At 69.6% G+C, this 22,371-nt stretch carries 17 protein-coding genes; 10 read left to right on the top strand and 7 right to left on the bottom strand.

What is annotated here, in order from left to right; all coding sequences use genetic code 11:
* Positions 1 to 33 precede the first annotated feature (33 nt).
* Entirely contained in the window at positions 34 to 1,065 is a 1,032-nt protein-coding gene (locus ACFY1E_RS32605; RefSeq protein ID WP_389082229.1) for a sigma-70 family RNA polymerase sigma factor, read from the bottom strand.
* A gap of 187 nt (positions 1,066 to 1,252) precedes the next feature.
* Between ACFY1E_RS32605 and ACFY1E_RS32600 the strand changes: the two genes are divergently transcribed.
* Together ACFY1E_RS32600 and ACFY1E_RS32595 are read left to right on the top strand one after the other, a co-directional pair.
* The gene (locus tag ACFY1E_RS32600; protein ID WP_389082226.1) at positions 1,253 to 1,552 is read left to right on the top strand and encodes a hypothetical protein; all 300 of its coding nucleotides are present in this window, start codon (positions 1,253 to 1,255) and stop codon (positions 1,550 to 1,552) included.
* Positions 1,549 to 3,042 carry an MFS transporter gene (locus ACFY1E_RS32595; RefSeq protein ID WP_389082223.1) on the top strand — a complete coding sequence of 498 codons (1,494 nt, stop codon included), beginning with the start codon at positions 1,549 to 1,551 and terminating at the stop codon, positions 3,040 to 3,042. Before ACFY1E_RS32600 ends, ACFY1E_RS32595 begins: the two co-directional genes overlap by 4 nt.
* 74 nt (positions 3,043 to 3,116) lie before the next feature.
* On the opposite strand, the gene ACFY1E_RS32590 is transcribed toward ACFY1E_RS32595, so the two are convergent.
* Entirely contained in the window at positions 3,117 to 3,713 is a 597-nt protein-coding gene (locus ACFY1E_RS32590; RefSeq protein ID WP_389082221.1) for a hypothetical protein, read from the bottom strand.
* Positions 3,714 to 3,901: 188 nt separating this feature from the next.
* Here ACFY1E_RS32590 and ACFY1E_RS32585 point away from each other — a divergent pair, with 188 nt between their 5' ends.
* Both ACFY1E_RS32585 and ACFY1E_RS32580 read left to right on the top strand, forming a co-directional pair.
* Positions 3,902 to 4,759: an AAA family ATPase gene (locus ACFY1E_RS32585; RefSeq protein ID WP_389082262.1), complete on the top strand. Its 858-nt coding sequence runs from the start codon at positions 3,902 to 3,904 to the stop codon at positions 4,757 to 4,759.
* A 59-nt stretch (positions 4,760 to 4,818) separates the two neighbouring features.
* Positions 4,819 to 6,111 (top strand): VWA domain-containing protein, encoded by a 1,293-nt coding sequence (locus ACFY1E_RS32580; protein WP_389082260.1) that lies wholly within the window; start codon positions 4,819 to 4,821, stop codon positions 6,109 to 6,111.
* 3 nt (positions 6,112 to 6,114) lie between these two features.
* Here ACFY1E_RS32580 and ACFY1E_RS32575 read toward each other — a convergent pair whose 3' ends face one another.
* Positions 6,115 to 6,474 carry a cupin domain-containing protein gene (locus ACFY1E_RS32575; RefSeq protein ID WP_351483510.1) on the bottom strand — a complete coding sequence of 120 codons (360 nt, stop codon included), beginning with the start codon at positions 6,472 to 6,474 and terminating at the stop codon, positions 6,115 to 6,117.
* 170 nt (positions 6,475 to 6,644) lie between these two features.
* Between ACFY1E_RS32575 and ACFY1E_RS32570 the strand changes: the two genes are divergently transcribed.
* Complete coding sequence (locus tag ACFY1E_RS32570) at positions 6,645 to 7,040, top strand: nuclear transport factor 2 family protein (protein WP_389082218.1); 396 nt, start codon at positions 6,645 to 6,647, stop codon at positions 7,038 to 7,040.
* Here the strand turns inward: ACFY1E_RS32570 and ACFY1E_RS32565 are convergent.
* From ACFY1E_RS32565 to ACFY1E_RS32555, 3 genes are read right to left on the bottom strand one after another with little or no spacing between them, the layout of a single operon-like run.
* A complete protein-coding gene (locus ACFY1E_RS32565) occupies positions 7,035 to 8,018 on the bottom strand; it encodes a threo-3-hydroxy-L-aspartate ammonia-lyase (protein ID WP_389082216.1) in 984 nt (327 codons plus the stop codon). The genes ACFY1E_RS32570 and ACFY1E_RS32565 overlap by 6 nt on opposite strands.
* Positions 8,015 to 8,704, bottom strand: coding sequence for a transcriptional regulator (locus ACFY1E_RS32560; protein WP_389082214.1), 690 nt, complete (start codon positions 8,702 to 8,704; stop codon positions 8,015 to 8,017). The genes ACFY1E_RS32565 and ACFY1E_RS32560 overlap by 4 nt, the downstream gene beginning before the upstream one ends.
* Before the next feature lie 4 nt (positions 8,705 to 8,708).
* Positions 8,709 to 10,067 (bottom strand): hypothetical protein, encoded by a 1,359-nt coding sequence (locus ACFY1E_RS32555; protein WP_389082212.1) that lies wholly within the window; start codon positions 10,065 to 10,067, stop codon positions 8,709 to 8,711.
* A 210-nt stretch (positions 10,068 to 10,277) separates the two neighbouring features.
* Between ACFY1E_RS32555 and lat the strand changes: the two genes are divergently transcribed.
* The 4 genes from lat (at position 10,278) to ACFY1E_RS32535 (ending at position 17,249) form a co-directional block, all read left to right on the top strand.
* The gene (gene lat / locus ACFY1E_RS32550) at positions 10,278 to 11,618 is read left to right on the top strand and encodes an L-lysine 6-transaminase (RefSeq protein WP_389082210.1); all 1,341 of its coding nucleotides are present in this window, start codon (positions 10,278 to 10,280) and stop codon (positions 11,616 to 11,618) included.
* Positions 11,619 to 11,664: 46 nt separating this feature from the next.
* Positions 11,665 to 13,218 (top strand): aldehyde dehydrogenase family protein, encoded by a 1,554-nt coding sequence (locus ACFY1E_RS32545; RefSeq protein ID WP_389082207.1) that lies wholly within the window; start codon positions 11,665 to 11,667, stop codon positions 13,216 to 13,218.
* A complete protein-coding gene (locus ACFY1E_RS32540) occupies positions 13,215 to 15,380 on the top strand; it encodes a thiamine pyrophosphate-dependent enzyme (RefSeq protein ID WP_389082205.1) in 2,166 nt (721 codons plus the stop codon). The genes ACFY1E_RS32545 and ACFY1E_RS32540 overlap by 4 nt, the downstream gene beginning before the upstream one ends.
* Positions 15,381 to 15,584: 204 nt before the next feature.
* Positions 15,585 to 17,249 carry an alkaline phosphatase family protein gene (locus tag ACFY1E_RS32535; protein WP_389082203.1) on the top strand — a complete coding sequence of 555 codons (1,665 nt, stop codon included), beginning with the start codon at positions 15,585 to 15,587 and terminating at the stop codon, positions 17,247 to 17,249.
* Positions 17,250 to 17,283: 34 nt separating this feature from the next.
* On the opposite strand, the gene ACFY1E_RS32530 is transcribed toward ACFY1E_RS32535, so the two are convergent.
* Positions 17,284 to 19,227 (bottom strand): RICIN domain-containing protein, encoded by a 1,944-nt coding sequence (locus ACFY1E_RS32530; RefSeq protein WP_389082200.1) that lies wholly within the window; start codon positions 19,225 to 19,227, stop codon positions 17,284 to 17,286.
* Between the two features lie 447 nt (positions 19,228 to 19,674).
* Between ACFY1E_RS32530 and ACFY1E_RS32525 the strand changes: the two genes are divergently transcribed.
* A complete protein-coding gene (locus tag ACFY1E_RS32525) occupies positions 19,675 to 22,368 on the top strand; it encodes an RICIN domain-containing protein (protein WP_389082198.1) in 2,694 nt (897 codons plus the stop codon).
* Positions 22,369 to 22,371 lie beyond the last annotated feature (3 nt).

Below are 22,371 nucleotides of genomic sequence, written 5' to 3'. Positions count from 1 at the left end.
CAGTGAGCGCGGGGGGGGTCGGTCGGCGGTCCTTCAATCCGTTTCGGGCAGGGTTCGGGGCAGTCCGAAGCGTGTCATGACGTCGGTGGTGAAGCTGGTGATGGCGGTGATGTGGTCGCCGGCCGTGGTGATGACCAGGAGGCAGTAGGCGCGGTAGACACCGGCGTGGGGGTCTGCCAGGTACAGGCCGAAGGCCGGCTGGCCGTTGGCGCGGGTGGGGACTGCGCGGTAGGCGCGGCCGGGGCGGAAGGTGACGGCGGCCAGGATGCGCTGCGCTGTTTCGATGCCGCGGTACTCCAGCATGGCCGGGGGCATGGAGAGCCTCACGTCGGTGACCAGCAGTTCGATCAGCGCGTCCAGGTCGGCGCGTTCCATGGCATCGGTGAACCGGGCGACGAGCCGCTGTTCGGCGGCCGTGTCGGGTCGGGGTGCGGGCCCACCGGTGTGGCTGGGGCCGGCGAGGCTGTTGTCGACGGTGGCGCGGGCGCGTTTCAGGGCACTGCTCACGGATTCCTGAGTGGTGCCGAGCATCTGGGCGACTTCGGCGGCGTGGTAGCCCAGGACGTCGCGGAGGACCAGAACGGCGCGTTGGCGTGGTGGCAGCAGTTGCAGGGCGGTGATGAAGGCCAACGAGATGGCCTCGGTGGTCTCGTAGCGGGCCTCCGGTCCGGGGCGTCGGTCGACGAGGTGGTCGAGCAGGACGTCGGGGTAGGGCTCCAGCCAGGCCGGGGCGTCGCCGACGCCGGTGGGTTCGGGCAGGTCGGCCTCGGGCAGCGGGGCGGCGATGCGGGGGCGTCGGCTGTCGGCCCGCAACATGCTCAGGCACCGGTTGGTCGCGATCTTGTAGAGCCAGGTCCGGAGCGAGGACCGCTGTTCGAACTCGCCGAGGTTACGCCAGGCGGACACGAGGGTCTCCTGGAGTGCGTCCTCGGCGTCCTGCAGGGATCCGAGGATGCGGTAGCAGTGCACCTGCAACTCGTGGGAGTGGCCCTGCACCAGGTCGCGGAACGCCTGGTGGTCGCCGGCCCGGGCCCGGGCGATCAGATCCGTCGTGTCCCTCTCCATCGGCATGCATCCTCGCTCTTCTTCTTCCCGTCGGGGTGCGTTCGGCTCACCTGACCATGAAGACGCCGTCGGTCCTGCGAATTGGGCGGCCGTGCGCCGACCAATTTCGGGTCGGCGCCGGCGTCCACCCGGTTGGAGGCGGTCCCGGTCCGGGGCACGCCCCGGACACAGAACAGGACCACAGATCATGACCAAGTACGTCTTCTCCTTCCGTGTGCCCTCCGGCTACGAGCCCGACGCCGGGACGCCGGCCGAGTGGCAGGCCTGGTTCGGCGCGCTGGGCTCGGCCCTGGTGGACGTCGGCAACGCGGTGACCGGTTACGCCTCGCTCGGCGAGGTCGGCGGCAGCGACTCCCGGATGGTCGCCTACTCGGTGGTGTCCGCCGAGGACATGGATGGCGCGCTGGCGCTGGCCAAGGACTGCCCGGTGCTGCGGGTCGGTGGCGGGGTCGAGGTCGGCCCCGTGATGGAAGCAGCCGGATCGTGAGCGGCGCCATGACCGCATCGGCGGCACCGCCGCGGGAGTCGTTCCTGGCGACCGGGCGCGGGAAGGTCACGCTGGCGCTGCTGTGCGCGGTGACGTTCCTGGACGTCATGGACGGCGCGATCGTGAACGTCGCGCTGCCGACCATCCGTACGCAGCTGGGGTTCTCGGTGCAGAACCTGCAGTGGGTGGTCAGCGGCTATCTGATCACCTATGGCGGGTTCCTGCTGCTGGGCGGTCGGGCCGGGGACCTGCTGGGGCGGCGGCGGCTGCTGATCGCCGGGACCGCTCTGTTCGCGGCCTCCTCGCTGGCCTGCGGCTTGGCCGAGAACCAGGGGCTGCTGGTCGGCGCCCGGCTCGTCCAGGGCTTCGGGGCGGCGATGATGTCCCCGGCAGCGCTGTCCATCGTGACCACCACCTTCCAGGGCTCCGACCGGCACAAGGCGCTGGGCGTGTGGGCCGGGATCAGCGGGATGGCCTCGGCGGTCGGCCTGCTCTTCGGCGGGCTGCTCACCGAGGACTTCGGCTGGCGGTGGGTGTTCTTCGTGAACCTCCCGCTGTGCGCGCTGGTGCTGTTCGGGGCGTTCCGGATCCTGAAAGCCGACCACGGCCGGTCCGCGCCGGGCGGTTTCGACGTGGTCGGCGCCGTGCTGGTCACCGCCGGCATGCTGCTGCTGATCTTCACCTTGGTGAAGGCGCCGGACGAGGGCTGGGGTGCGGGCCGCACCGTCGGCGGGCTGGCCGCCTCGGCGTTGCTGATGGCCGCGTTCGTGGTCAATGAGCAACGGCGCTCCCATCCGCTGGTCCCGCTGTCGATCTTCCGGATCAAGGGCCTGGCCGCGGCCGATGCCACCCAGGTGATCGCCTGGGCCGGGTTCTACTCGATGTTCTTCTTCGTCACTCTGTACATGCAGAACGTCCTTGGGTACTCCCAGCTGCAGTCCGGGCTCTCGTATGTGCCGGTGAGCGTGGGCATCGGTTTCGGCTCGACCCTGGCGACGAAGATGTTCGTCCGGACCGGTACCCGTCCGATCATCGTCTCCGGTGCGCTGCTCGCCGCCGGTGGCATCCTGTGGCTCTCCCGCATCCCGGTGGACGGCACCTATCTCGGCAACCTCCTCGCCCCGCTGGTGCTCATGGGAACCGGGTTGGGGCTGCTGTACGCCGGTGTGCAGACGGCCGCGAACGCGGGTGTGCCGGAGGATCGTGCCGGTTTGGCCGCGGCCCTGATCACCACCTCCTTCCAGCTCGGGTCAGCGCTCGGCCTGGCGGTGTTCAGCGGGATCGCGACCAGCCGCACCAGCCACCTGTTGGCCGCGCACATCCCGCCCCCGGAGGCGCTCACCGCCGGATTCCAGCGGGCCCTGCTCGTCAGTGCCCTCTGTCTCCTGGCCGCCGGAGTCATCGGGTTGCGCGCCTCCAACACCCGCGGCGAACCCGCCGTCCCACCAGTAACCCGACAAGACCTGGAGCCCTCCTACGACCCCGCATGAACGAAGAGAATTCCGGGGTGGCGCTGACAGCCATCCCGGGATTTCGTTGTGCCGGAGTCACCGCGGGGTGCGTATCAGCAGTACGCGATCGGGCAGCCGCGGCGCAGCGAGTGCTGGGCGGCCCGCAGATACAGCGCCACGTAGAACGCGGTGTCCAGGTTCTCGCTCCATGGGCCGGGCCGGGTGGCGGCCAGGTCCTTCGCCGGTCCGTCCAGGAACCACATGGTCAGGTCCAGGTTGTCGTTGGCCGCCGGTATCTCGTCCACCGGCAGTTCGACGGCTGTGGCAAGCCGCTCGGCGAGGCGGAGGACCTGGGGAGCGCCGGCGACCATCGTCTCGTCCGTGTGGGCGGAGTTGACGGGGAGCCAGATCTCCTCGTCGAGGGACAGTGGCACCAGCAGTGTCCAGCCGCAGAGCACCTCCTCCTCGGCCCGTGACAGATGCGAGCGGCACAGGGCGCTGAAGCCGTCCATGGGAGGCACCAGCTTCTCCTCGAACGACATCCCCGAGCCGCGCACGAAGTCCGCCTCCTCGGGCACCGAGGTGTACGCCGGCAGACCGCGCCGCCTCAACTCCTCGTCGAGCGCGGAGGCGACGGCTCCTCGGCCGCCCTCCTCCTCGTCGTCCGCGAACCACTCCTGCGCACCGACACTGACCAGATAGATCCCCATGCCCGGAACGTACAAGGCACCACTGACAACGGCTTCGAAGGCGGCGACGACCTACCGCCGGCGGGTGCCCGATCACGACCCGAAGGGTGCCGCGTGCTTCGCCCGGCCGCCCCACATTTTGCGTGACAGCGGGGTGAACAAGCGCTTAGATAGTAGACCCGACCCATGCCGAGCTGGAGGCCCCGTTGCTGTTCTCATCCGTCGACGACGTCTCCGCGCGTCTGGCCGCCACCGGCTATCTCGCCTCGCCCGCGGTGGCCACGACCGTCTTCCTCGCCGACCGGCTGGGCAAGCCGCTGCTGGTGGAGGGCCCGGCCGGGGTCGGCAAGACGGAGCTCGCCAAGGCCGTGGCCGAGGTGGCGGGTGCCCGGCTGGTCCGGCTGCAGTGCTACGAGGGCGTGGACGAGTCCCGGGCGCTGTACGAGTGGAACCACGCCAAGCAGCTGCTCCGCATCAGCGCCGGCCGCGACGAGACCTGGGACGAGACCCGCACGGACATCTTCAGCGAGGAGTTCCTGCTCACCCGCCCGCTGCTCACCGCCATCCGCGGCGACGACCCCAAGGTGCTGCTGATCGACGAGACCGACAAGGCGGACGTCGAGGTGGAGGGCCTGCTCCTGGAGGTGCTGAGCGACTTCCAGGTCACAGTGCCCGAGCTGGGCACGATCACCGCGACCCGCCGCCCCTTCGTCGTCCTCACCTCGAACGCGAGCCGCGAGCTGTCCGAGGCGCTGCGCCGTCGCTGTCTGTTCCTGCACATCGGCTTCCCCGAGCAGGAGCTGGAGCGCCGGATCGTACGGCTGAAGGTGCCCGGCCTGGATGCGGCGCTGGCCGACTCGGTGGTGCGGGTGGTCGGTGCGCTGCGCGCGATGGACCTGCGCAAGGTGCCCTCGGTCGCCGAGACGATCGACTGGGCGCGCACCCTCCTCGCGCTGGGGGCCGACACCCTCGACGAGGGCGTCGTGCGGGACAGTCTGGGTGTCCTGCTCAAGCACCAGGACGACGTTCTCAAGGCGGCCGCCAAGCTCGACCTGGACGCCGTGTGACCGCCCCGGGAGTGGCGGAGCGCCTCACCTCGCTGGTCGGGGCGCTGCGCGCGCACGGCATGCGGATCGGCACTGGCGAGACCGTGGACGCGGCGCAGGCGGTGGCGGCGCTGGGCCTGGCGGACCGGGAGCTGCTGCGGGAGGGACTGGCCGCGACGCTGCTGCACGGCACGGTGCAGCGGCAGGTGTTCGATCCGGTCTTCGACCTGTACTTCCCGCGGGGCGTGGGCGCGCCGGAGGCGGAGCCCGCGGACCGGGACGATCTGCGGGAACGGCTCGCCGCCGCACTCGCCGCGGGCGACGTGGTGCTGATGGGGCAGCTGGCGGCGGAGGCGGTCGACGGGTTCGGCGGTTACGGTGCGGCGCCGGGGTCGCAGGGCTGGTCGTCGTACCAGGCGCTGGACCGGCTCCGCCCGCAGACCCTGCTGGCCCGCGTCCGCGAGAACGTCCAGGCCCGTGACGGCAGTTCCGGGTTCGCCGACCGGCTGCTCGACGACGAGATCCGGCGGCGCATCGAGACCTTCCGCAGACAGGTGGCCGTGGAGGCGCGGCGCCGGATCGCCGAGCAGCGCGACCGGGACGAGCTCGCGCGGCGCGCGGTGGCCACCACGCCGGACCGGGTCGACTTCCTGTACGCCGGGAAGCTCCAGCTCGCCGAGTTGCGCAGGACGGTTCAGCCGCTGGCCCGCAAGCTGGCCACCCGGCTCGCGGCCCGCCGGCGCCGCGCCGCCCGCGGCAGCATCGATCTGCGGCGCACCCTGCGTGGTTCCCTGTCGACGGGCGGGGTGCCGATGAAGCCGGTGCTGCGCAGGCGCCGTCCCGTACGGCCCGAACTGGTGCTGCTGTGCGATGTGTCGGGGTCGGTGTCCGGGTTCTCGGACTTCACGATGCTGCTGGTGCAGGCGCTGCACGACCAGTTCAGCAAGGTGCGGGTGTTCGCCTTCGTCAACCGGCTCGACGAGGTGACCCGGCTGCTCGAGCACGGTGCGGCCGACCCGGAGGGGCTGGGCGCCCGTATCCGGGCGGAGGCGACGCTCACGGGCTGGCACGGCAGCAGCGACTACGGCGTCGCCCTGGGCGAGTTCGCGGAGCGGTACGGCGACGCGGTGAGCCCGCGCACGACGGTGTTCGTGCTGGGCGACGCCCGTACGAACATGAGCGACCCGAACCTGTCGGCGGTACGGCAGGTGGCCGAACGGGCCCGCCGCGTCTACTGGTTGAATCCCGAGCCGCACGCCCAGTGGGGCACGGGTGACTCCGCCGCACCCGAGTACGCCGAGTTGGTGGAGATGCACGAGTGCCGCAACGCGCGGCAGCTCGGCGCGCTCATCGCGCGCCTGCTGCCGGTCTGACCGCTAGCCCTTCTTCGCGTACTCCGTCGCCATCTGGCCGGCGAAGTCGTACACCACGCACGGTTCGTCGCTGACCACCCAGGCGTCGTGGCCCGGCGACACCACGAACACGTCGCCCGGTCCTACCTCCTGCTCGGCGCCGTCGTCCATGCGCAGGCGCATGCGTCCGGAGACGCAGTACCCGTTGTGATGGACCTGGCAGCTCTTGGTCCCGGCGATGGGTGCCACGGACTCCGACCACTTCCAGCCCGGTTCGAAGGTCCCCACGGCGAAGTCGAGTCCGGTCATATGGACGGCTTCGAGGTGTCCGCGCGGGAAATCGCGCCGCTCGTCGGGTTTCTCGACGGCCTTGATCTCAAGCATGACGGCTCCCTTCCTTGCGAGCCCCGCCCACCCCACCATCGTCCGCCGGTCCAGCCGGGACCGCCATCCGGGATGCGGAGAAAACGTCGATGAGCGGACAACCGGGTCGAACGAGCGGAGAATGGTGCGAGGCCGCTTTCGCCGAACCACCCAGAAAGGTGGCGATCACCGTGGCTGAACATCCCCACGCACAACTCGTCCGCACGGGCTACGAGGCCTTCTCGCGCGGCGACATGGACACCCTGCGCTCGATGATGACGGGCGACGCCACGCACCACGTACCCGGAAGCCACCAGCTGTCCGGCGACTGCAAGGGAATCGACGCGGTCCTCGACTACTACCGCCGGCTCTACGAGGAGACGGGCGGCACGTTCAAGGTCGAGCTGCGCAACGTCCTGGTGGACGGGCGCGGCCACGCGGTTTCCATGCACCACTTCACCGCCCAGCGCGGTGACAAGCGGGTCGACGAGGACGGAGCCATCGTCTTCCGGATCGTCGGGGACAAGATCACCGACCTCGACGAGTGCGTGGCGGACATCGACAAGGTCAACGAGTTCTGGTCATGACGCCGTCGCCCGGCCGCACAGCCGGGCGAAGCGGTCCGCGTCCACGTTCCCGCCGGAGACGATGACACCGATCCGGCGCGGAAGGGAGCCCGCACGCCCGGCGAGCAGGGCGGCCAGTGGGGTGGCCCCGCTGGGCTCGACGACGATCTTCAGGCGCTCGAAGGCGAAGCGCATGGCGTCGCGGATCTCGTCGTCGGAGACGAGGGCGATGCCGTCGACGAGCCGCCGGTTGACGGAGAACGTCAGCTCGCCGGGCGTGTCCAGGGCCTGTCCGTCGGCGATGGTGCGCGGCACGGGGATGCTGACGCGCCGGCCCGCCTCCAGGGACCGCTTGGTGTCGTCCCCGGCCTCCGGTTCGACGCCGATCACGCGGATCCCGGGGTGCAGCCCCTTGGCCGCGGTGGCGGACCCGGCGATCAGCCCGCCGCCGCCGACGGGCACCACCAGTGCGCCCAACTCCCCTGTTTCCTCGAGGAGTTCGAGCGCGGCCGTACCCTGCCCGGCCATGACGTGGGGGTGCTCGTACGGCGGGATGAGGGCAAGGCCCCGCTCGTCGGCCAAGGTCTGGCCGACGGCGACGCGGTCCTCGGTGTAGCGGTCGTACGTCACGATCTCGGCGCCGTAGCCGACGGTGGCGTCCACCTTGGAGCGCGGGGCGTCCTCCGGCATGACGATGACGGCGGTGGTGCCCAGTTCGCGGGCGGCGAGGGCGACGGCCTGGGCGTGGTTGCCGGAGGAGTAGGCGGCGATGCCGCGGGCCAGCTGGTCGGGGGTGAGCCGGGAGGCCGCGTTGTAGGCGCCGCGGAACTTGAAGGCGCCGACCCGCTGGAAGTTCTCGCACTTGAGGAAGACCTCGGCGCCCACGAGTTCGTCGAGCGTGCGGGAGCGCAGTACGGGGGTGCGGTGGGCGATGCCCTTGAGCCGGTCGGCGGCGTCGCGGACGGTGTCGAGGGTGACCGGCGGGATGGTGGTCGTCACGCGTGTCCTCCAGCGGGGGTCGGGTCGGTGGCGGCTCGGGCCTGGGCGAGGTAGCTGTAGGCGGAGGCGCGGGAGATGCCGAGCCGGGCGGCGACCTGCTCGATCGCCCGGCGCACGGCGAACACACCGTGTTCGTCGAGTCTGCGGAACAGGTCGAGGCGCTCGGCCCGGTCCAGTGCGGCCCAGCTCTGGCTTCGTCCGAGCCGGTGGGCGTCGAGGATGGCGTCCACGACGGAGTCGATGTCGTTGCCGAAGGCCGTGACCGGCGGCTCAGTGGCCCCGGTGCCGAGGCCGGCCAGTGCGCCGAGCAGGGCGTGGGCCTCGTTGACGGCGCCGCTGTCCACGTTGACGCAGAGCGCGCCGAACACCGCTCCGGTGGAGTCGCGCAGCACCATCGTGGACGACTTGACCAGCTTTCCGGCCGCGGTGCGGGTGACGTAGTTGAGGTCGTCGGCCGCCTCGTCGCCGCGCGCGAGCACCCTCATGCCGATCTCGCTCATCGCCCCGCCGACGGCCCGCCCGGTCACCTCGCCGGCGACGGCGACGACCGACTTCTCCGGTTGCCGGTAGTCGTGCAGGACCACCTCGCACACCGGGCCGAACGTCGCCGCGATCCCGTCGACCACAGGTCTGAGCGCGGCGAGGATCGCATCCCGCTCGGCGTCGTGGACATGCTCGTCAACCATGCACTTAGACTACTGGTCCAATCTCTGGACGGATAGTCCAGGGCGCCGTGTCGTGGGTCGCGGCGTACGTCAGCGCCTCCCGTGCGGCATGGCGGTCACCGACCGTCTCCCACCAGGGGTGCGTGTGCATCTCCTCGGCGAGTCGTCGGCAGCGCTCCCGGGCGTCCGCGAGGCGCTCCCGCTGCTCGCCGGTGATCTCGGCGCGTCCGGCCGCGATGTCCGCGCCGCTGGGCAGGCGCGCGGCGATGTCCGCGCAGTGCTCCAGCGCCCGGGTGAAGGTCCGCCGGGCCGCCACCAGATCGCCGGGTATGAGGAACTCGCCCACGGTGAAGGGGCGCGAGAACTCGGACGGCCCCGGCTCGGTGTGCCACAGCGAGGCGTCGATGGGCCGTTCGTCGTCACGCGCCCGGGTGAGCTCGCTGCGAAGACCCGCCTCCAGGGGGTCACCGGCCTCCCACGCACCGGCCCGAGGGGCGGGCACGTGTCCCAGCCCGCCCGTGCGGGGCCCGGGCAGGGGTTCGGGACGGCCTTCGAGGAACTCGTCCTTGTCCGTCGGGGTGACCCACATGTACCAGCCGCGCCGGCCCGCCGGATGGGGCAGGTAGAGCGAGACGAGTTCGCCCGTGGCCGTGCGCCGGATGACGTCGTCGTAGTAGAGGCCGCGCACGGGTTCCCACAGCGCGTGCCGTCCGCCGCAGCGGCCGGCGCCCTGCTGCGGGCAGGGGACCGCATTGCTCCAGTCGCAGCGGGACATGTGCAGTTGCTTGATGCCGCCGCGCACCGGCAGAGCCGCGCGGTCGGTCACGTCCCGCCAGCTCTGTACGTTCAGCCGGGCCCAGGGCGCGCGGTCGATGGGGATCGCGTTCTCGTTGTTGACGAGCCACAGGGGGGTGAGCCCGTCCCGGAATGCGGTGCGGGTGCGCTCGTCGACGGAACCGCCGGCTATGGCCGCGAGCTGTATCTCGTACGCGAGCCGGTGACGCTCGGCGCCTTCCACGGTCACGTCCGTACGGCGCTTTCCACCCTCGACACCCGCGGCCCCCGTGACCCGGAATCCCTCTCCCGCGGCGACCTTGACGGTGTACTCCCTCAGGGCCTTGTGGAGATCGCTTTCGTCCTTCGTCTCGGGGCGCTCCCCCTTGGCCACGTGCATGGCGTGCGGGCGGCCGTTGACCTTGCGGATGGCCATGAAGCCGGGGCAGATGAACCCCTCGTCCTCATGGGCTTCCAGGCAGTACAGAAGATCCGGCTGGTAGTTGCCGTAGATCTCGTCGAGCAGCCGCGGGTATTCGGGGTGCCCGAGATCCGCCTCGGTCAGGTCGAGCGTGATGCCGAGGCCCCTGTGCCAGACGCAGTAGGTCATATGGCGAGAGTAGGACGCACCACTGACAATCGGCCTAAGTCATGATCAGTAACGCAGGTCGAGCCGGTGGACAAGCCCCTCCGGGCGGCATTCACATCTACCCCGGCACGAAATCTTGCGGCAATCTCGCCAACACACCTAACATAATTTTGTTACTCCTCGTGACTGACGAAACATCTCCTGTTCGCGGCTATCGAGAGTAGGTGTCCCATGACGGTTGCTGCTGCGTCGACGATCCACCCGGGCGAGGTGCACGAAAGACTCGGCCGTCATGTGCTGACCGACGGTTTCAAGCTGGTGCTCGACCCGCTCGCCAGTCGGGGCTCGTGGATCGTGGATGCCCGCACCAGTGAGAAGTTCCTCGACCTCTACTCGTTCTTCGCCTCTGCTCCGCTGGGCCTCAACGCGCCTGGCATCGTGGGCGATCCGGAGTTCATGACCCTGCTTGCGCAGGTGGCGGCGAACAAGCCCGCCAACCCCGACATGTACACCACGCACTACGCCGAGTTCGTCGAGACGTTCGCCCGGGTGCTGGGCGATCCGGAGCTGCCCAGGCTGTTCTTCGTGGAGGGCGGGGCGCTCGCCGTCGAGAACGCGCTGAAGACGGCGTTCGACTGGAAGAGCCGCCGCAACGAGGCCGCGGGCCGCTCCCCCGACCTGGGCACCAAGGTGCTCCACCTCCGTCGCGCCTTCCACGGCCGCAGCGGATACACCCTTTCGCTGACCAACACCGAGCCCAACAAGACGGCCCGCTTCCCGCAGTTCGACTGGCCCCGCATCGACGTACCCGCGATGCGCTTCCCCCTCGAACGCCACCTCGCCGAGGTCGAGGAGGCCGAGCAACGAGCCCTCGCACAGGCGCGCCGGGCCTTCGAGGACAACCCGCACGACGTCGCCTGCTTCATCGCGGAGCCGATCCAGGGCGAGGGCGGCGACAACCACATGCGCCCCGAGTTCCTCCAGGCGATGCAGGCACTGTGCCACGAGTACGACGCGCTGTTCGTGCTCGACGAGGTGCAGACCGGTGTGGGCATCACCGGCACCACCTGGGCGTACCAGCAACTCGGCCTGGAGCCGGACATCGTGGCCTTCGCCAAGAAGGTCCAGCTCGGCGGCATCATGGCCGGCCGCCGGGTGGACGAGGTGCCCGACAACGTCCTGCGGGTCTCCGGGCGGATCAACTCCACCTGGGGCGGTGGCCTGGTCGACATGGTCCGCGCCCGGCGCATCATGGAGATCATCGAACGGGACGATCTGGTGGCGCACGCCGCCGCCGTGGGATCGTGGTTCCTTGCCGAACTGCGTGATCTGGAAGTCCGGCATGGGGCGGTGGCGTCCAACGCGCGCGGACGCGGGCTGATGTGCGCCATCGACCTGCCGGACAGCGGCGCCCGCGACGAGGCGGTGCGCCGGTTGCGCACCGAGGAGCAGGTGATCGCATTGCCGTGCGGTGAGCGTTCGGTGCGTTTCCGTCCCGCCCTGTCCATCACCCAGGACGAGCTCACCCTCGCCCTGCGAGCTCTCGACCGGGTCCTCGCCGGCCTGCACTGACTTCCCGGCGGACACCGCCCCACCCCAGCGGACAAGGAGCAATGTCATGGCCCGTTCCGTCGCCTCGATCGTTGCCGGCCACCCGGTCGCCGGCGCTCCCGGCGGGACTCTCCAACGCCCCAATCCCGGCCGTACCACCGAGGTGGTCACCGAGATCTCGCTCGGGGACGCCTCGACGTTCGTCGAGGCCGCCAAGGCCGCGAAGGCGGCGCAGCGGTCCTGGTCCGAGGTCCCGGCGCCGGTGCGCGGATCCGCGATCGGAAAGATCGGCCGGCTCGTCGAGGCCAACAAGGACCGGCTCGCCCGCATCGTCACCGAAGAGATCGGCAAGCCGCTCGCGGAGGCGCTCGGCGAGGTGCAGGAGATCATCGACACCTGCGACTTCTTCCTGGGCGAGGGCCGTCGGCTCTATGGGCAGACGGTGCCCTCGGAGATGCCCGACAAGCAGCTGTTCACCTTCCGCAATCCCGTCGGCGCGGTCGCGGTGATCACCGCGGGCAACTTCCCGGTGGCCGTGCCGGCCTGGTACCTCGTGCCGGCACTGGTGACCGGCAACACCGTGGTGTGGAAGCCCGCCGAGTACGCCGCCGCGAGCGCCAAGGCCCTCTTCGACCTGTTCGTGCACGGCGGCGGCCTGCCCGACGGCGTACTCAACCTCGTGCTGGCCGACGGGGAGCAGACGTACGTCGGTCTGGAGTCCTCCCTCGACGCCGGGCTGGTCGACAAGGTCGGCTTCACCGGGTCCACGCTCGTCGGCCAGAAGATCGGCGCCCTGTGCGGAAGCCACCTGCAGACCCCCTGCCTGGAGCTGGGCGGCAAGAACCCCCAGGTGGTCACCCCGAGCGCGAACCTCGACCTGGCGGTGGAAGGGGCTTTGTTCTCCGGATTCGGTACCGCCGGTCAGCGCTGCACCTCCCTCGGGACGCTCCTCGTCCACGAGTCCGTGCACGAGGACTTCCTCGCCCGCTTCGACGCCGCGAGCCGCGCGGCCCGGATCGGCGACGCCTTCGAGGACGTCCTGTACGGCCCGATGCTCGACGAGCGGTTCGCGCAGCGCTACGAGACCTTCCTCGGCTGGATCAAGGACCACCACCGCACCCACGGCTCCGACGGCATCGGACGGATCACGGCCGACAACCCGCGCAAGGGCTTCGTCGGCGACCCCGAAGCGGGCCTGTTCTACCACCCGGTGATCGTCGACGGGGTGCGCCGCGACGACGACCTGTTCCTCACCGAGACCTTCGGCCCCCTCGTCGGAGTGACCACCTACCGGGACTTCGACGAAGCCCTGGAACTGGCCAACCTCCACGGCTACGGCCTGTCCGCCGCGATCTACACCACCGACCCGCACGAGGTGTGGACCTTCCGGCGCGGCATCTCCGCCGGCATGGTCAGCGTCAACAACACCACCTCCGGGGCCGAGGCGCACCTGCCGTTCGGCGGAAACGGCAAGTCGGGCAACGGTTCTCGCCAGTCGGGGCAGTGGGTGCTCGACCAGTTCACCCGGTGGCAGTCGATGAACTGGGACCACTCCGGCCGGCTGCAGAAGGCGCAGATGGACGTGGCCGCGCTCGAACCCGACATGGCGTTCCGCCTGTGAGCGGCGTCGAGGACCTGGACCGGCACTTCCGCGAGGCGGTGGCCGGTCTGAGGTCTGCCGCCCGGGCTGCGGGCCCGCTGGACTCCCGTACCGCACTGGACCTGTTCGACGCCCAGTCGGAGAGCCGGCACGCCGACTTCGCGGCGCGGTGGATGCAGCAGCAGGGCCGCGGCTACTACACCATCGGATCGAGCGGGCACGAGGGCAACGCCGCGCTCGCCCTCGCGCTGCGCCCCACAGACCCGGCGCTGCTGCACTACCGCTCCGGCGCGTTCTACTGCGCCCGCGCCCGGCAGGCCGGCGGCGTCGACGCGGTCAGGGACATGCTCCTGGGGGTGGCCGCCGGGACCGAGGAGCCGATCGCCGGTGGGCGGCACAAGGTGTACGGGCGCCGCGAACTGGCCGTCATTCCGCAGACGTCGACCATCGCCTCCCACCTGCCCCGGGCGGTCGGGGTGGCGTGGAGCATCGCCCGCGCCAGGCGGCTCGGAGCCGAGTGCGCCTGGCCCGGCGACGCCGTCGTCTGCTGCTCCTTCGGCGACGCCTCGGTCAACCACTCCACGGCGGCGGGCGCCATCAACAGCGCCTGCCATGCGGCCTACCAGGGCCTGCCGATGCCGATCCTGTTCGTCTGCGAGGACAACGGCCTGGGCATCAGCGTGCCGACCCCGCCCGACTGGGTGCGGCGCGCCTACGGCGACCGGCCCGCCCTCGCCTACTTCGCCGCGGACGGCTGCGATCCGCAGGCCGCGTACGACACCGCGCGCGAGGCGGTGGCCCACGTACGCAAGCACCGCCGACCCGCGTTCCTGCACCTGTCGACGGTGCGCTTCCTCGGCCATGCGGGCTCGGACGCCGAAGCCGCCTACCGGATGCCCTCCGACGTCGCCGCGGACCTGCGCCGCGACCCGCTGCTGGCCACGGCGCGGCTGCTCACAGCCTCCGGCGTCCTCACCCGGCAGGAGGTTCTCGACCGGTACGACGAGGTGGGCGGCCGGGTGTTCGCCGTCGCCAAGGAGGCCCTGGAGAGCGAGCCCCTGACCACCGCCACACAGATCGCCGCCCCCATCGCACCCCGCCGCGCCGACCTCGTGGCGACTGCGGCACGTCGTACGAGCGAGGCGTCCGCGGCACCCGTGGGCGAGCCCGTCACCGTCGCGCAGGCCATCACGCACACGCTCGCCGACCTGCTCGGCAGCCATCCGGAGCTGGTCGTGTTCGGTGAGGACGTCGGCCGCAAGGGCGGGGTCTACGGACTGACCAGGGGCCTGCAGCGGCGTTTCGGCACCGCCAGGGTCTTCGACACCTTGCTGGACGAGCAGGCCATCCTCGGGCTCGCGCTGGGGGCGGGCCTGTCCGGGCTGCTGCCGGTGGCGGAGATCCAGTACCTCGCGTATCTGCACAACGCCGGGGACCAACTGCGCGGCGAGGCCGCCACGTTGCAGTTCTTCTCGCAGGGGCAGTACCGCAACCCCATGGTGGTGCGGATCGCCGGATACGGCTACCAGCGCGGCTTCGGCGGCCACTTCCACAACGACAACGCGGTGGGCGCCCTGCGCGACATTCCCGGCCTGGTCATCGCCTCCCCGTCCCGCCCCGACGACGCCGCCGCGATGCTCCGCACCTGCGTAGCGGCGGCGAAAGTGGACGGCACCATCAGCGCCTTCCTCGAACCCATCGCGCTCTACCACGCCCGGGATCTCCATGAAGACGGGGACGACGCCTGGCTCACCCCCTACCCACCACCCGCCGAGCACGTACCGATCGGCCGGGCACGCACCTACGGCACCGGCACCGACCTGACCCTCGTGACCTTCGGCAACGGCCTGCGCATCTCGCTTCGGGCCACGCGCCGGCTGGAGCAACAGGGCATCGCCTGCCGGGTCGTCGACCTGCGCTGGCTGGCCCCCCTGCCGGTCGACGACCTGCTGCGGGAGGCCCGGGTGACGGGCCGTGTCCTCGTGGTCGACGAGACCCGCCGTACCGGAGGCGTGTCGGAGGGAGTCGTCACCGCCCTGGTCGACGGCGGATTCAGCGGCGCGGTACGGCGGGTCACCAGCGCGGACAGCTTCGTCCCGCTGGGGCAGGCGGCGCAACTGGTGCTCGTGTCGGAGGACGATGTTCAGCGGGCCGCGCGCGAGTTGCTCTCAGAGGGCCGCTGAGGCCGGGCGCGGGGAGGGCCCGTCCACCGTACGGGAGTTGTCCGGGACCCGGTGGGCGGCGTCGGCAGCGCACCTCTTTGCGTGCGCCGATGCGTTTCTTGGGCAGGACCCGGTCCGTACGTCCGCTCCCGTACACGTTCTGCCCTTCCCATGTCGTTGCACGGTTCGCCGCCGCCCCCCGCGCCGTACAACCGAGGAGCACCGTTGTTCCGACGTCCAGTCCGTCCCGCCCGTACCGTCGCCGCGGCAGCCGCCGCGCTCGCCGCCGCGGGCGCCCTCACCGCCACGGCCACCGCGCCCGCCGCGGCACACGCGCAGGCACACGCTCGCGCCCGGCACGTCCTGCTGCTGTCCGTAGACGGCCTGCACCAGTCCGACCTGGCCTGGTACATCGACCGCCACCCCGACTCGGCGCTCGCCCGACTCGTCGGCGGGGGCGTGGAGTACACCCACGCGAGAACCACCGTCCCCTCCGACTCGTTCCCCGGCATGGTCGGCCAGCTCACCGGCGGCGACCCGGGCACCACGGGCGTCTACTACGACGACACGTACGACGCCGCGCTCCTCCCGGCCGGCACGACCGCCTGCGCGGGCGCCGAGCGGGGGGCCGAGGTCGACCTCACCGAGGACCTCGACAAGAACAAGGACTCCCTCGACGCCGGTCAGGGCCTCGCGGGGCTGCCCGGCAGCATCCTGAAGATGACGGGAGACGCAGCGAGCCTCATCGACCCGTCGAAGCTGCCGGTCGACCCGAAGACGTGCAAGCCGCTCTACCCGCACGGCTACCTGAAGGTGAACACGGTCTTCGACGTGGCCCGCAAGGCCGGGCTGCGGACCGCGTGGTCCGACAAGCACGTCGCGTACGACATCCTCAACGGCCCGAGCGGCAACGGCATCCAGGACCTGTTCGCCCCCGAGATCAACAGCCAGGCCATCGGCTACCCCGCCGGCAAGGACTGGACGAAGGACAACGCGGCGACCGAACAGTACGACGGCTACAAGGTGCGGGCCGTGCTGAACGAGATCGACGGCTACGACCAGGGCCGCACCCACGAGGTCGGCACCCCGGCGGTCTTCGGCATGAACTTCCAGTCGGTGTCGACAGCCCAGAAGCTGCCCTCCTCCGACGGGCTGACGGGCGGCTACCAGGCCGAGGGCGTTCCCGGGCCGCTGCTGGCCAAGAACCTCGACTTCGTCGACCAGCAGGTCGGGGTCTTCCTCGCCGAACTGCACAAGCAGCACCTGGACCGCAGCACGACGGTCGTCCTGTCGGCCAAGCACGGCCAGTCGCCGACCGACCCGAAGGCGCTGACCCGTATCGACGACGGCCCCCTCCTGGACGGGCTCAACACCGCGTGGAAGGCCGCGCACCCGGGCGCCGGCGACCTGGTCGCGCATGCCGTGGACGACGACGCGATGCTCCTCTGGCTCACCGACCGCTCCAAGGCCGCCACCGACTTCGCCAAGGCGTACCTGCTCGCTCAGTCCGGCACCGGCAACGGCATCGACGGCGCGGCCAAGCCCTTCACGTCCGCCGGCCTGAAGACCCTGTACGCGGGCGCTGACGTGGCCCGCTACTTCCACGTCCGCCCGGGCGACTCCCGCGTTCCCGACCTGTTCGGCATCACCCGGTACGGCGTCGTCTACACCGGCGGCAAGGGCAAGATCGCCGAACACGGGGGCGCCCACGCCGACGACCTCGACGTCCCGCTCGTCGTCTCCGGCGCCGCCACCCCGCAGGGGGTGCGCGTCGGCGCCGCGGTGCGGACCACACAGATCGCCCCGACGATCCTGCGGCTCCTGGGCCTCGACTCCCAGTCCCTGGACGCCGTACGCATCGAACACACTCGGGCGCTCCCGCTGCGCTGACAGGTGTCCGGGAGGCGCGAGTCGGGCGCCTGGCCTACGAGGGGATGATCTGCCACTGCTGCTGGGCGATGGCGGTGTAGCCCCACTGGTTGATGGCGGCTCCGTCGGCGACGGAGCCGCCGTCGACGTTGAGGGACAGGCCGCTCAACCGGTTGGTGAGGAGGTAGTAGCCGTCGCCGGTGGGGGTGATGGCCCAGTGCTGCTGGGGCGCGTTGGCATCGCTCCAGATATCGGCGCCTCCGCCGTTCACGCGGGAGAGTCCGCCGATTTCCATGAGCGTGCCGCTGTTGACGTTGCGGATCTTGTAGTAGCCGCTGTCGGCCCGGGCTATCGTCCACTTCTGGTTGGCGTGGTTCTGCCAGGGCCACTGCAGGATGGCGGTGTTGTTGGCGGTCTTGGCGCCCGAGACGTCGGCGACCTTGCCGCTGTGGCGGGCGACGAGGCGGTACACGGTGCCGTCGCCCGGGAAGAGGATGGACACCAGGGCGGGTGTCGCGGTGCGGCCGCCGATGCGCAGGTTGCCGATGTTGGCGTAGCCGCCGGTGCCGGCGGTGACCCGGATGCGGACGAAGGCGGCGTTGACGGCAGGCCATTCGACGACTTTTGTGGTGCGGTCGCCGGTCCAGGAAGCGGTCGCGACCTGGGTGAAGGTGGTGCCGTCGGTGCTGGTGGAGATGGTGCAGGCGGTGATGTCACCGTCGGTGGTGTTGGTGCGGTTCCACTGCTTGGGCAGGTACTCCAGGGTGGAGATGTTGCTCCACACACCCCCGAGGTCGACGGTGATGGTCTGGGGCAGCGTGAGGTTCCAGGTGGACCAGCAGGTCTCGAAGCCCTTGTCGCTGAGACCGTCGATGGCGTTCATGGGGCCTTCGCCGGCGTGGTGGTCGGTGGCGTAGGCGGCCACGGGGGTGACCGGGTGTTCGGCGCGGAGCATCTGGGCGGGCAGGGGCGGCCGGGAGGTGTCGGGGCCGCTCCAGGCGGCGCCGACCTCGGAGAGCCGGTTGACGATGTTGGTGTCCAGCACACCGTTGCGGTTGGGCGGGCAGTTGAGGATGAACGAGGTGTACTTGGGCTCCAGGTCCGCCAGATGGGAGAGGATGGAGTCCCTGCTCATCGGATCCGTCGTGGGCGTCGTCGGATGCCAGAACCACCCGTTGCTGATCGTTTGGCCCTGCAGCGAGGCGTAGGTGTTGCCGGCGGGTGAGCTGATGCCGAGGGGCTCCTCGAAGTAGATCGCGTCGCCGAGGAACGGCACCGACAGCCCGCCGTGGTCGATCATCACGATGTCGGGCTGCAGGGACTTCACATGCTCCCTGATGCGCTGGTAGGGGACGGCCTGCTGGCCCATCTGCCAGGCGTAGCCGTCGGTGACGAACATGTCGATGGTGCCGTAGCCGGTGAGCAGTTCGGTGATCTGGTTGAGGATGTAGGTGATGTCGCCGGGCTGGACGGCCTGGTCGGAGGCGACTTTGTGGCGGGTGTCGTAGGCCTGCACGTCGTAAGTGCGGTCCCAGATGGAGAAGTACAGGCCGACCTTCAGGCCCCGGGCCCGGAAGGCGGTCACGTACTGCGCGACGACGTCGTGCTTGTAGGAACTGTTGGCGACGTTGTAGCTGTTGTGGGCACTGGGCCACAGGCAGAAGCCGTCGTGGTGCTTGGTGGTCAGGACGCCGTAGCTCATTTTCGCCGCTGCGGCGGCCGCCGCCCACTGGGCGCAGTCGACCGCTGTGGGCGCGAACAGAGCCGGGTCCTGGTTCGGCGCGGCCCACTCCTGGTTGGTGAACGTGCCCATGTTGAAGTGGTTGAACATGCCGAACCGCAAGTTCACCAGGTTGCTGAGATTGGTCTGCAGGTCCGCGGCGGCCGCCTGAGGGAGCAGGCCGGAGACGCCGGGAACCACGGGCAGCGCGCTCGCGGCCACGGCGGCGGCCGCGGAGCCCAGCAGAGTACGACGGGACAGTCTTCTTTCTGACGGCATAGCTGTACTCCCGGTCTCGAACGGCTCGGGGCTCCATGCGCTGAGTTACGCATGAAGTTCAGTGATGTAACTGCGCCGTGTCAACAGTTACGTGGATGAAAGTGGTCGGACAGAGCGTCAACCAAACCGTTTTGCCCTCTATTTGACGGTTCGTTCCATAGATACATGCCATGTTTGACAGAGAAGCCAGGGCGGAGATCAGCCGGAACACTCAAGCGCACAATGAGTACTACTCATTTTGAGAATGACGGTCTCGCTGGAGCAGTCCGAGAGGGACTCGATCGGCGGCCGCTCGCCGCCATCAGTCCACCTCCACCTGGGAAGTTTCCTCACTTCTTGTTGCACCAGTGAAAAATAAGCGTGCCTATCGTCTTGACCGGCCCGCCTTCTTGCATCGATAAATGCAACTCATAAGAAGCAGCGAGGGTTCCCGGAAGGACACCACAGATGAGACCTCCACGCATCGGCGCGGGGACGGTCAAGGCGCTCGCAGCGGCGGCTGTCGTCTTCGCGGCCGTGCTGCCCGCTACGCCCGCCTACGCGGCCACGACCAACTTCTACGTCGACCCCGTCAACGGCAGTGACAGCAACTCGGGAACCAGCACCGCCTCAGCCTTCAAGACCATCCAGGCCGCCCAGGCCGCGGTCCGGGCCGTCAACGCGAACATGTCCGACGACATCGTCGTGAACCTGCGCGGCGGCACCTACCCCCTCACCGCCCCGATCAGCTTCGGCACCAGTGACTCGGGCACGAACGGCCACACGGTCGTCTACCAGGCGTACAACGGCGAGACCCCGGTAATCACCGGCGGCAAGGCGATCACGGGCTGGACCGCGGCCGCGAACGGCGAGTACAAGGCGCCGGTGGGCAGCCTCAACTTCCGGCAGCTGTACGTCAACGGGGTCCGCGCCACCCGGGCCCGCTTCCCCGACCTCGGCTCGGACTTCCAGCTGCAGGGCAGCGACAAGACCAACAAGCTGCTCAAGGTGCTCAGTTCACAGGTCTCCAACTGGAACAACCTCAGCCAGGTCGAGATGATGCTGGAAACGCAGTGGGGCGAGAGCTACCTGCGGCTGAAGTCGATCAGCTCTGCCAACGGCATCGCCAACGTGTCGATCCAGGACCACGAGGCGGGCATCCTGTTCCAGCGGCCCTTCCCGATCCTCGCCGACGGCTCGCCGCTGCACTTCGAGAACGCCCACGAGTTCCTCAACGAACCGGGCGAGTTCTACGTCGACACGGCCGCGCAGACCGTCTACTACAAGCCCCGCCCCGGCGAGGACATGTCCACGGCCACCGTGCAGGCGCCGACGGTGCAGACGCTCTTCGACATCAAGGGCACGAACCTCGACAGTCCCTCCCACGACCTGCGCTTCTCCGGGCTCACCTTCACCCAGACCACCTGGATGGAAGCGACGAACAACGGCTACCTCAACGCCCAGGGCGGCAACTACAACCTCTCCGCCGACACCTCCAACCACCAGTACGTCGGCCGTCCGCCGGCCGGGGTCCAGGCCGCGGACGCCGACCGTGTCTCCTTCACCGGCAACACCTTCACACAGATGGGCGCCAGTGCCCTCGATCTGTCCCACGGCGTGCACGACAGCAGCGTGACCGGCAACCTCGTCTACGACATCGCCGGCAACGGAATCATGGTCGGCAAGTTCTCCGACCCGACCGTGGAGTACCACACCGTCTACAACCCGCCCACGTCACCGGCCGGTGAGGACGCCCGGGAGGTGGTCAAGAACGTCACCGTCAAGAACAACCTGATCACCCGGATCGGCGAGGACTACCCGGGCACCGCGGGCATCGACGCGGGCTTCGTCAACAGCACCACCATCGACCACAACGACATCTCCGACACCCCGTGGGCCGCGATCTCGCTGGGCTGGGGCTGGCAGTCCGCGGCCAACGCCGAAGGCAACAACAGCATCAGCTACAACCGGATCGGCAACGTGATGAACCGGCTGTGCGACTCCGCCGGCATCTACCACCTCTCCAACGACCCGGGCACGGTCATCAACGGCAACTACATCCACGACGTGCTCCGCATGCCGGCCGCGTGCGGCTCGGCCGTGTCCGGCCTCTACACCGACGAGGGGTCGGACAACATGACCCTCTCGAACAACGTGCTGTCGCACACCGACGGATTCATCAACCAGAACCGCAACGGCTCCAACGTCACACTCACCAACAACACGACGTCCGGCGACTCGGTGATCAAGGCCTCCGGTCTGGAGTCCGCCTACCAGGGGCTGGCAGCCAAGATCAACCTCGCCTACAACAAGTCGGCGTCCGCGTCGTCGGTCTACGGTTCCTGGACGCCGGCCGCGAATGCCGACGACAACAACGGCTCGACCGGCTGGTCGCCGACCGGCAGCGACACCTCGGCCTGGTGGCAGGTCGATCTCGGGCAGGCCTACCAGCTCGGCCAGTACTCCCTGACGACGCGCCAGGACCTCGACCAGCCCGAGACGCGCAGCAACTTCGAGATCCGTGGCTCCAACGACCCGTCGTTCGCCACCTACACCGTGCTGGGACGCCAGGGCGCCACCACCCTGCCGCTCGCCTCTACGCTCACGGGCAACATCGACGTCCGCCAGAAGTTCCGCTACCTGCGCATCGCAAAGACCGACGGCGCCTACTTCTTCATCGCCGACTTCAGTGTCCAGCAGGCCGGCGGCGCGCTGGAGGGCTCGACCGGTACGCCGAACACCAACCCGTCGACGAACTACACGATCAAGAACGTCAACAGCGGCCAGCTGATGGACGTGTACCAGAACTCCACCGCCGACGGCGGGAGCGTCGTCCAGTGGCCGAGCAACGGCGGTACCAACCAGCAGTGGAACATCGTCCCGGTCAGCGGTCAGCTCTACAAGATCGTGAACAGGAACAGCGGCAAGGCCCTCGACGTCAACGGCTCCAGTCACTGGAGGGGGACCGCGCTGCAGCAGTACACCTACAACGGCGGCAACAACCAGCTGTGGTACTTCGAGCCGACCAGCGGTGGGTACGTCATCCGCAACTTCGAGACCGGGCAGGTCCTGGAGGTCGGCGGCGGATCGACGGCGAACGGAGCCACCATCAGTCAGTACATGCCCCTTAACCAGTCCAACCAGGCGTGGACGATCCAGTGACAG

Source organism: Streptomyces sp. NPDC001604 (genome assembly GCF_042893475.1).
Classification (GTDB): Bacteria; Actinomycetota; Actinomycetes; order Streptomycetales; family Streptomycetaceae; genus Streptomyces.
Note: the sequence above shows the minus strand (reverse complement) of the source record. Positions and strands in the feature narration are given on the sequence as shown.

Bases quoted from the DNA above. Each gene is read 5' to 3' on its own strand.
- ACFY1E_RS32605 (WP_389082229.1), bottom strand. From the start codon at position 1,065: ATGGAGAGGGACACGACGGATCTGATCGCCCGGGCCCGGGCCGGCGAC.
- ACFY1E_RS32600 (WP_389082226.1), top strand. From the start codon at position 1,253: ATGACCAAGTACGTCTTCTCCTTCCGTGTGCCCTCCGGCTACGAGCCC.
- ACFY1E_RS32590 (WP_389082221.1), bottom strand. From the start codon at position 3,713: ATGGGGATCTATCTGGTCAGTGTCGGTGCGCAGGAGTGGTTCGCGGAC.
- ACFY1E_RS32580 (WP_389082260.1), top strand. From the start codon at position 4,819: ATGCGGATCGGCACTGGCGAGACCGTGGACGCGGCGCAGGCGGTGGCG.
- ACFY1E_RS32575 (WP_351483510.1), bottom strand. From the start codon at position 6,474: ATGCTTGAGATCAAGGCCGTCGAGAAACCCGACGAGCGGCGCGATTTC.
- ACFY1E_RS32560 (WP_389082214.1), bottom strand. From the start codon at position 8,704: ATGGTTGACGAGCATGTCCACGACGCCGAGCGGGATGCGATCCTCGCC.
- ACFY1E_RS32555 (WP_389082212.1), bottom strand. From the start codon at position 10,067: ATGACCTACTGCGTCTGGCACAGGGGCCTCGGCATCACGCTCGACCTG.
- lat (WP_389082210.1), top strand. From the start codon at position 10,278: ATGACGGTTGCTGCTGCGTCGACGATCCACCCGGGCGAGGTGCACGAA.
- ACFY1E_RS32545 (WP_389082207.1), top strand. From the start codon at position 11,665: ATGGCCCGTTCCGTCGCCTCGATCGTTGCCGGCCACCCGGTCGCCGGC.
- ACFY1E_RS32530 (WP_389082200.1), bottom strand. From the start codon at position 19,227: ATGCCGTCAGAAAGAAGACTGTCCCGTCGTACTCTGCTGGGCTCCGCG.
- ACFY1E_RS32525 (WP_389082198.1), top strand. From the start codon at position 19,675: ATGAGACCTCCACGCATCGGCGCGGGGACGGTCAAGGCGCTCGCAGCG.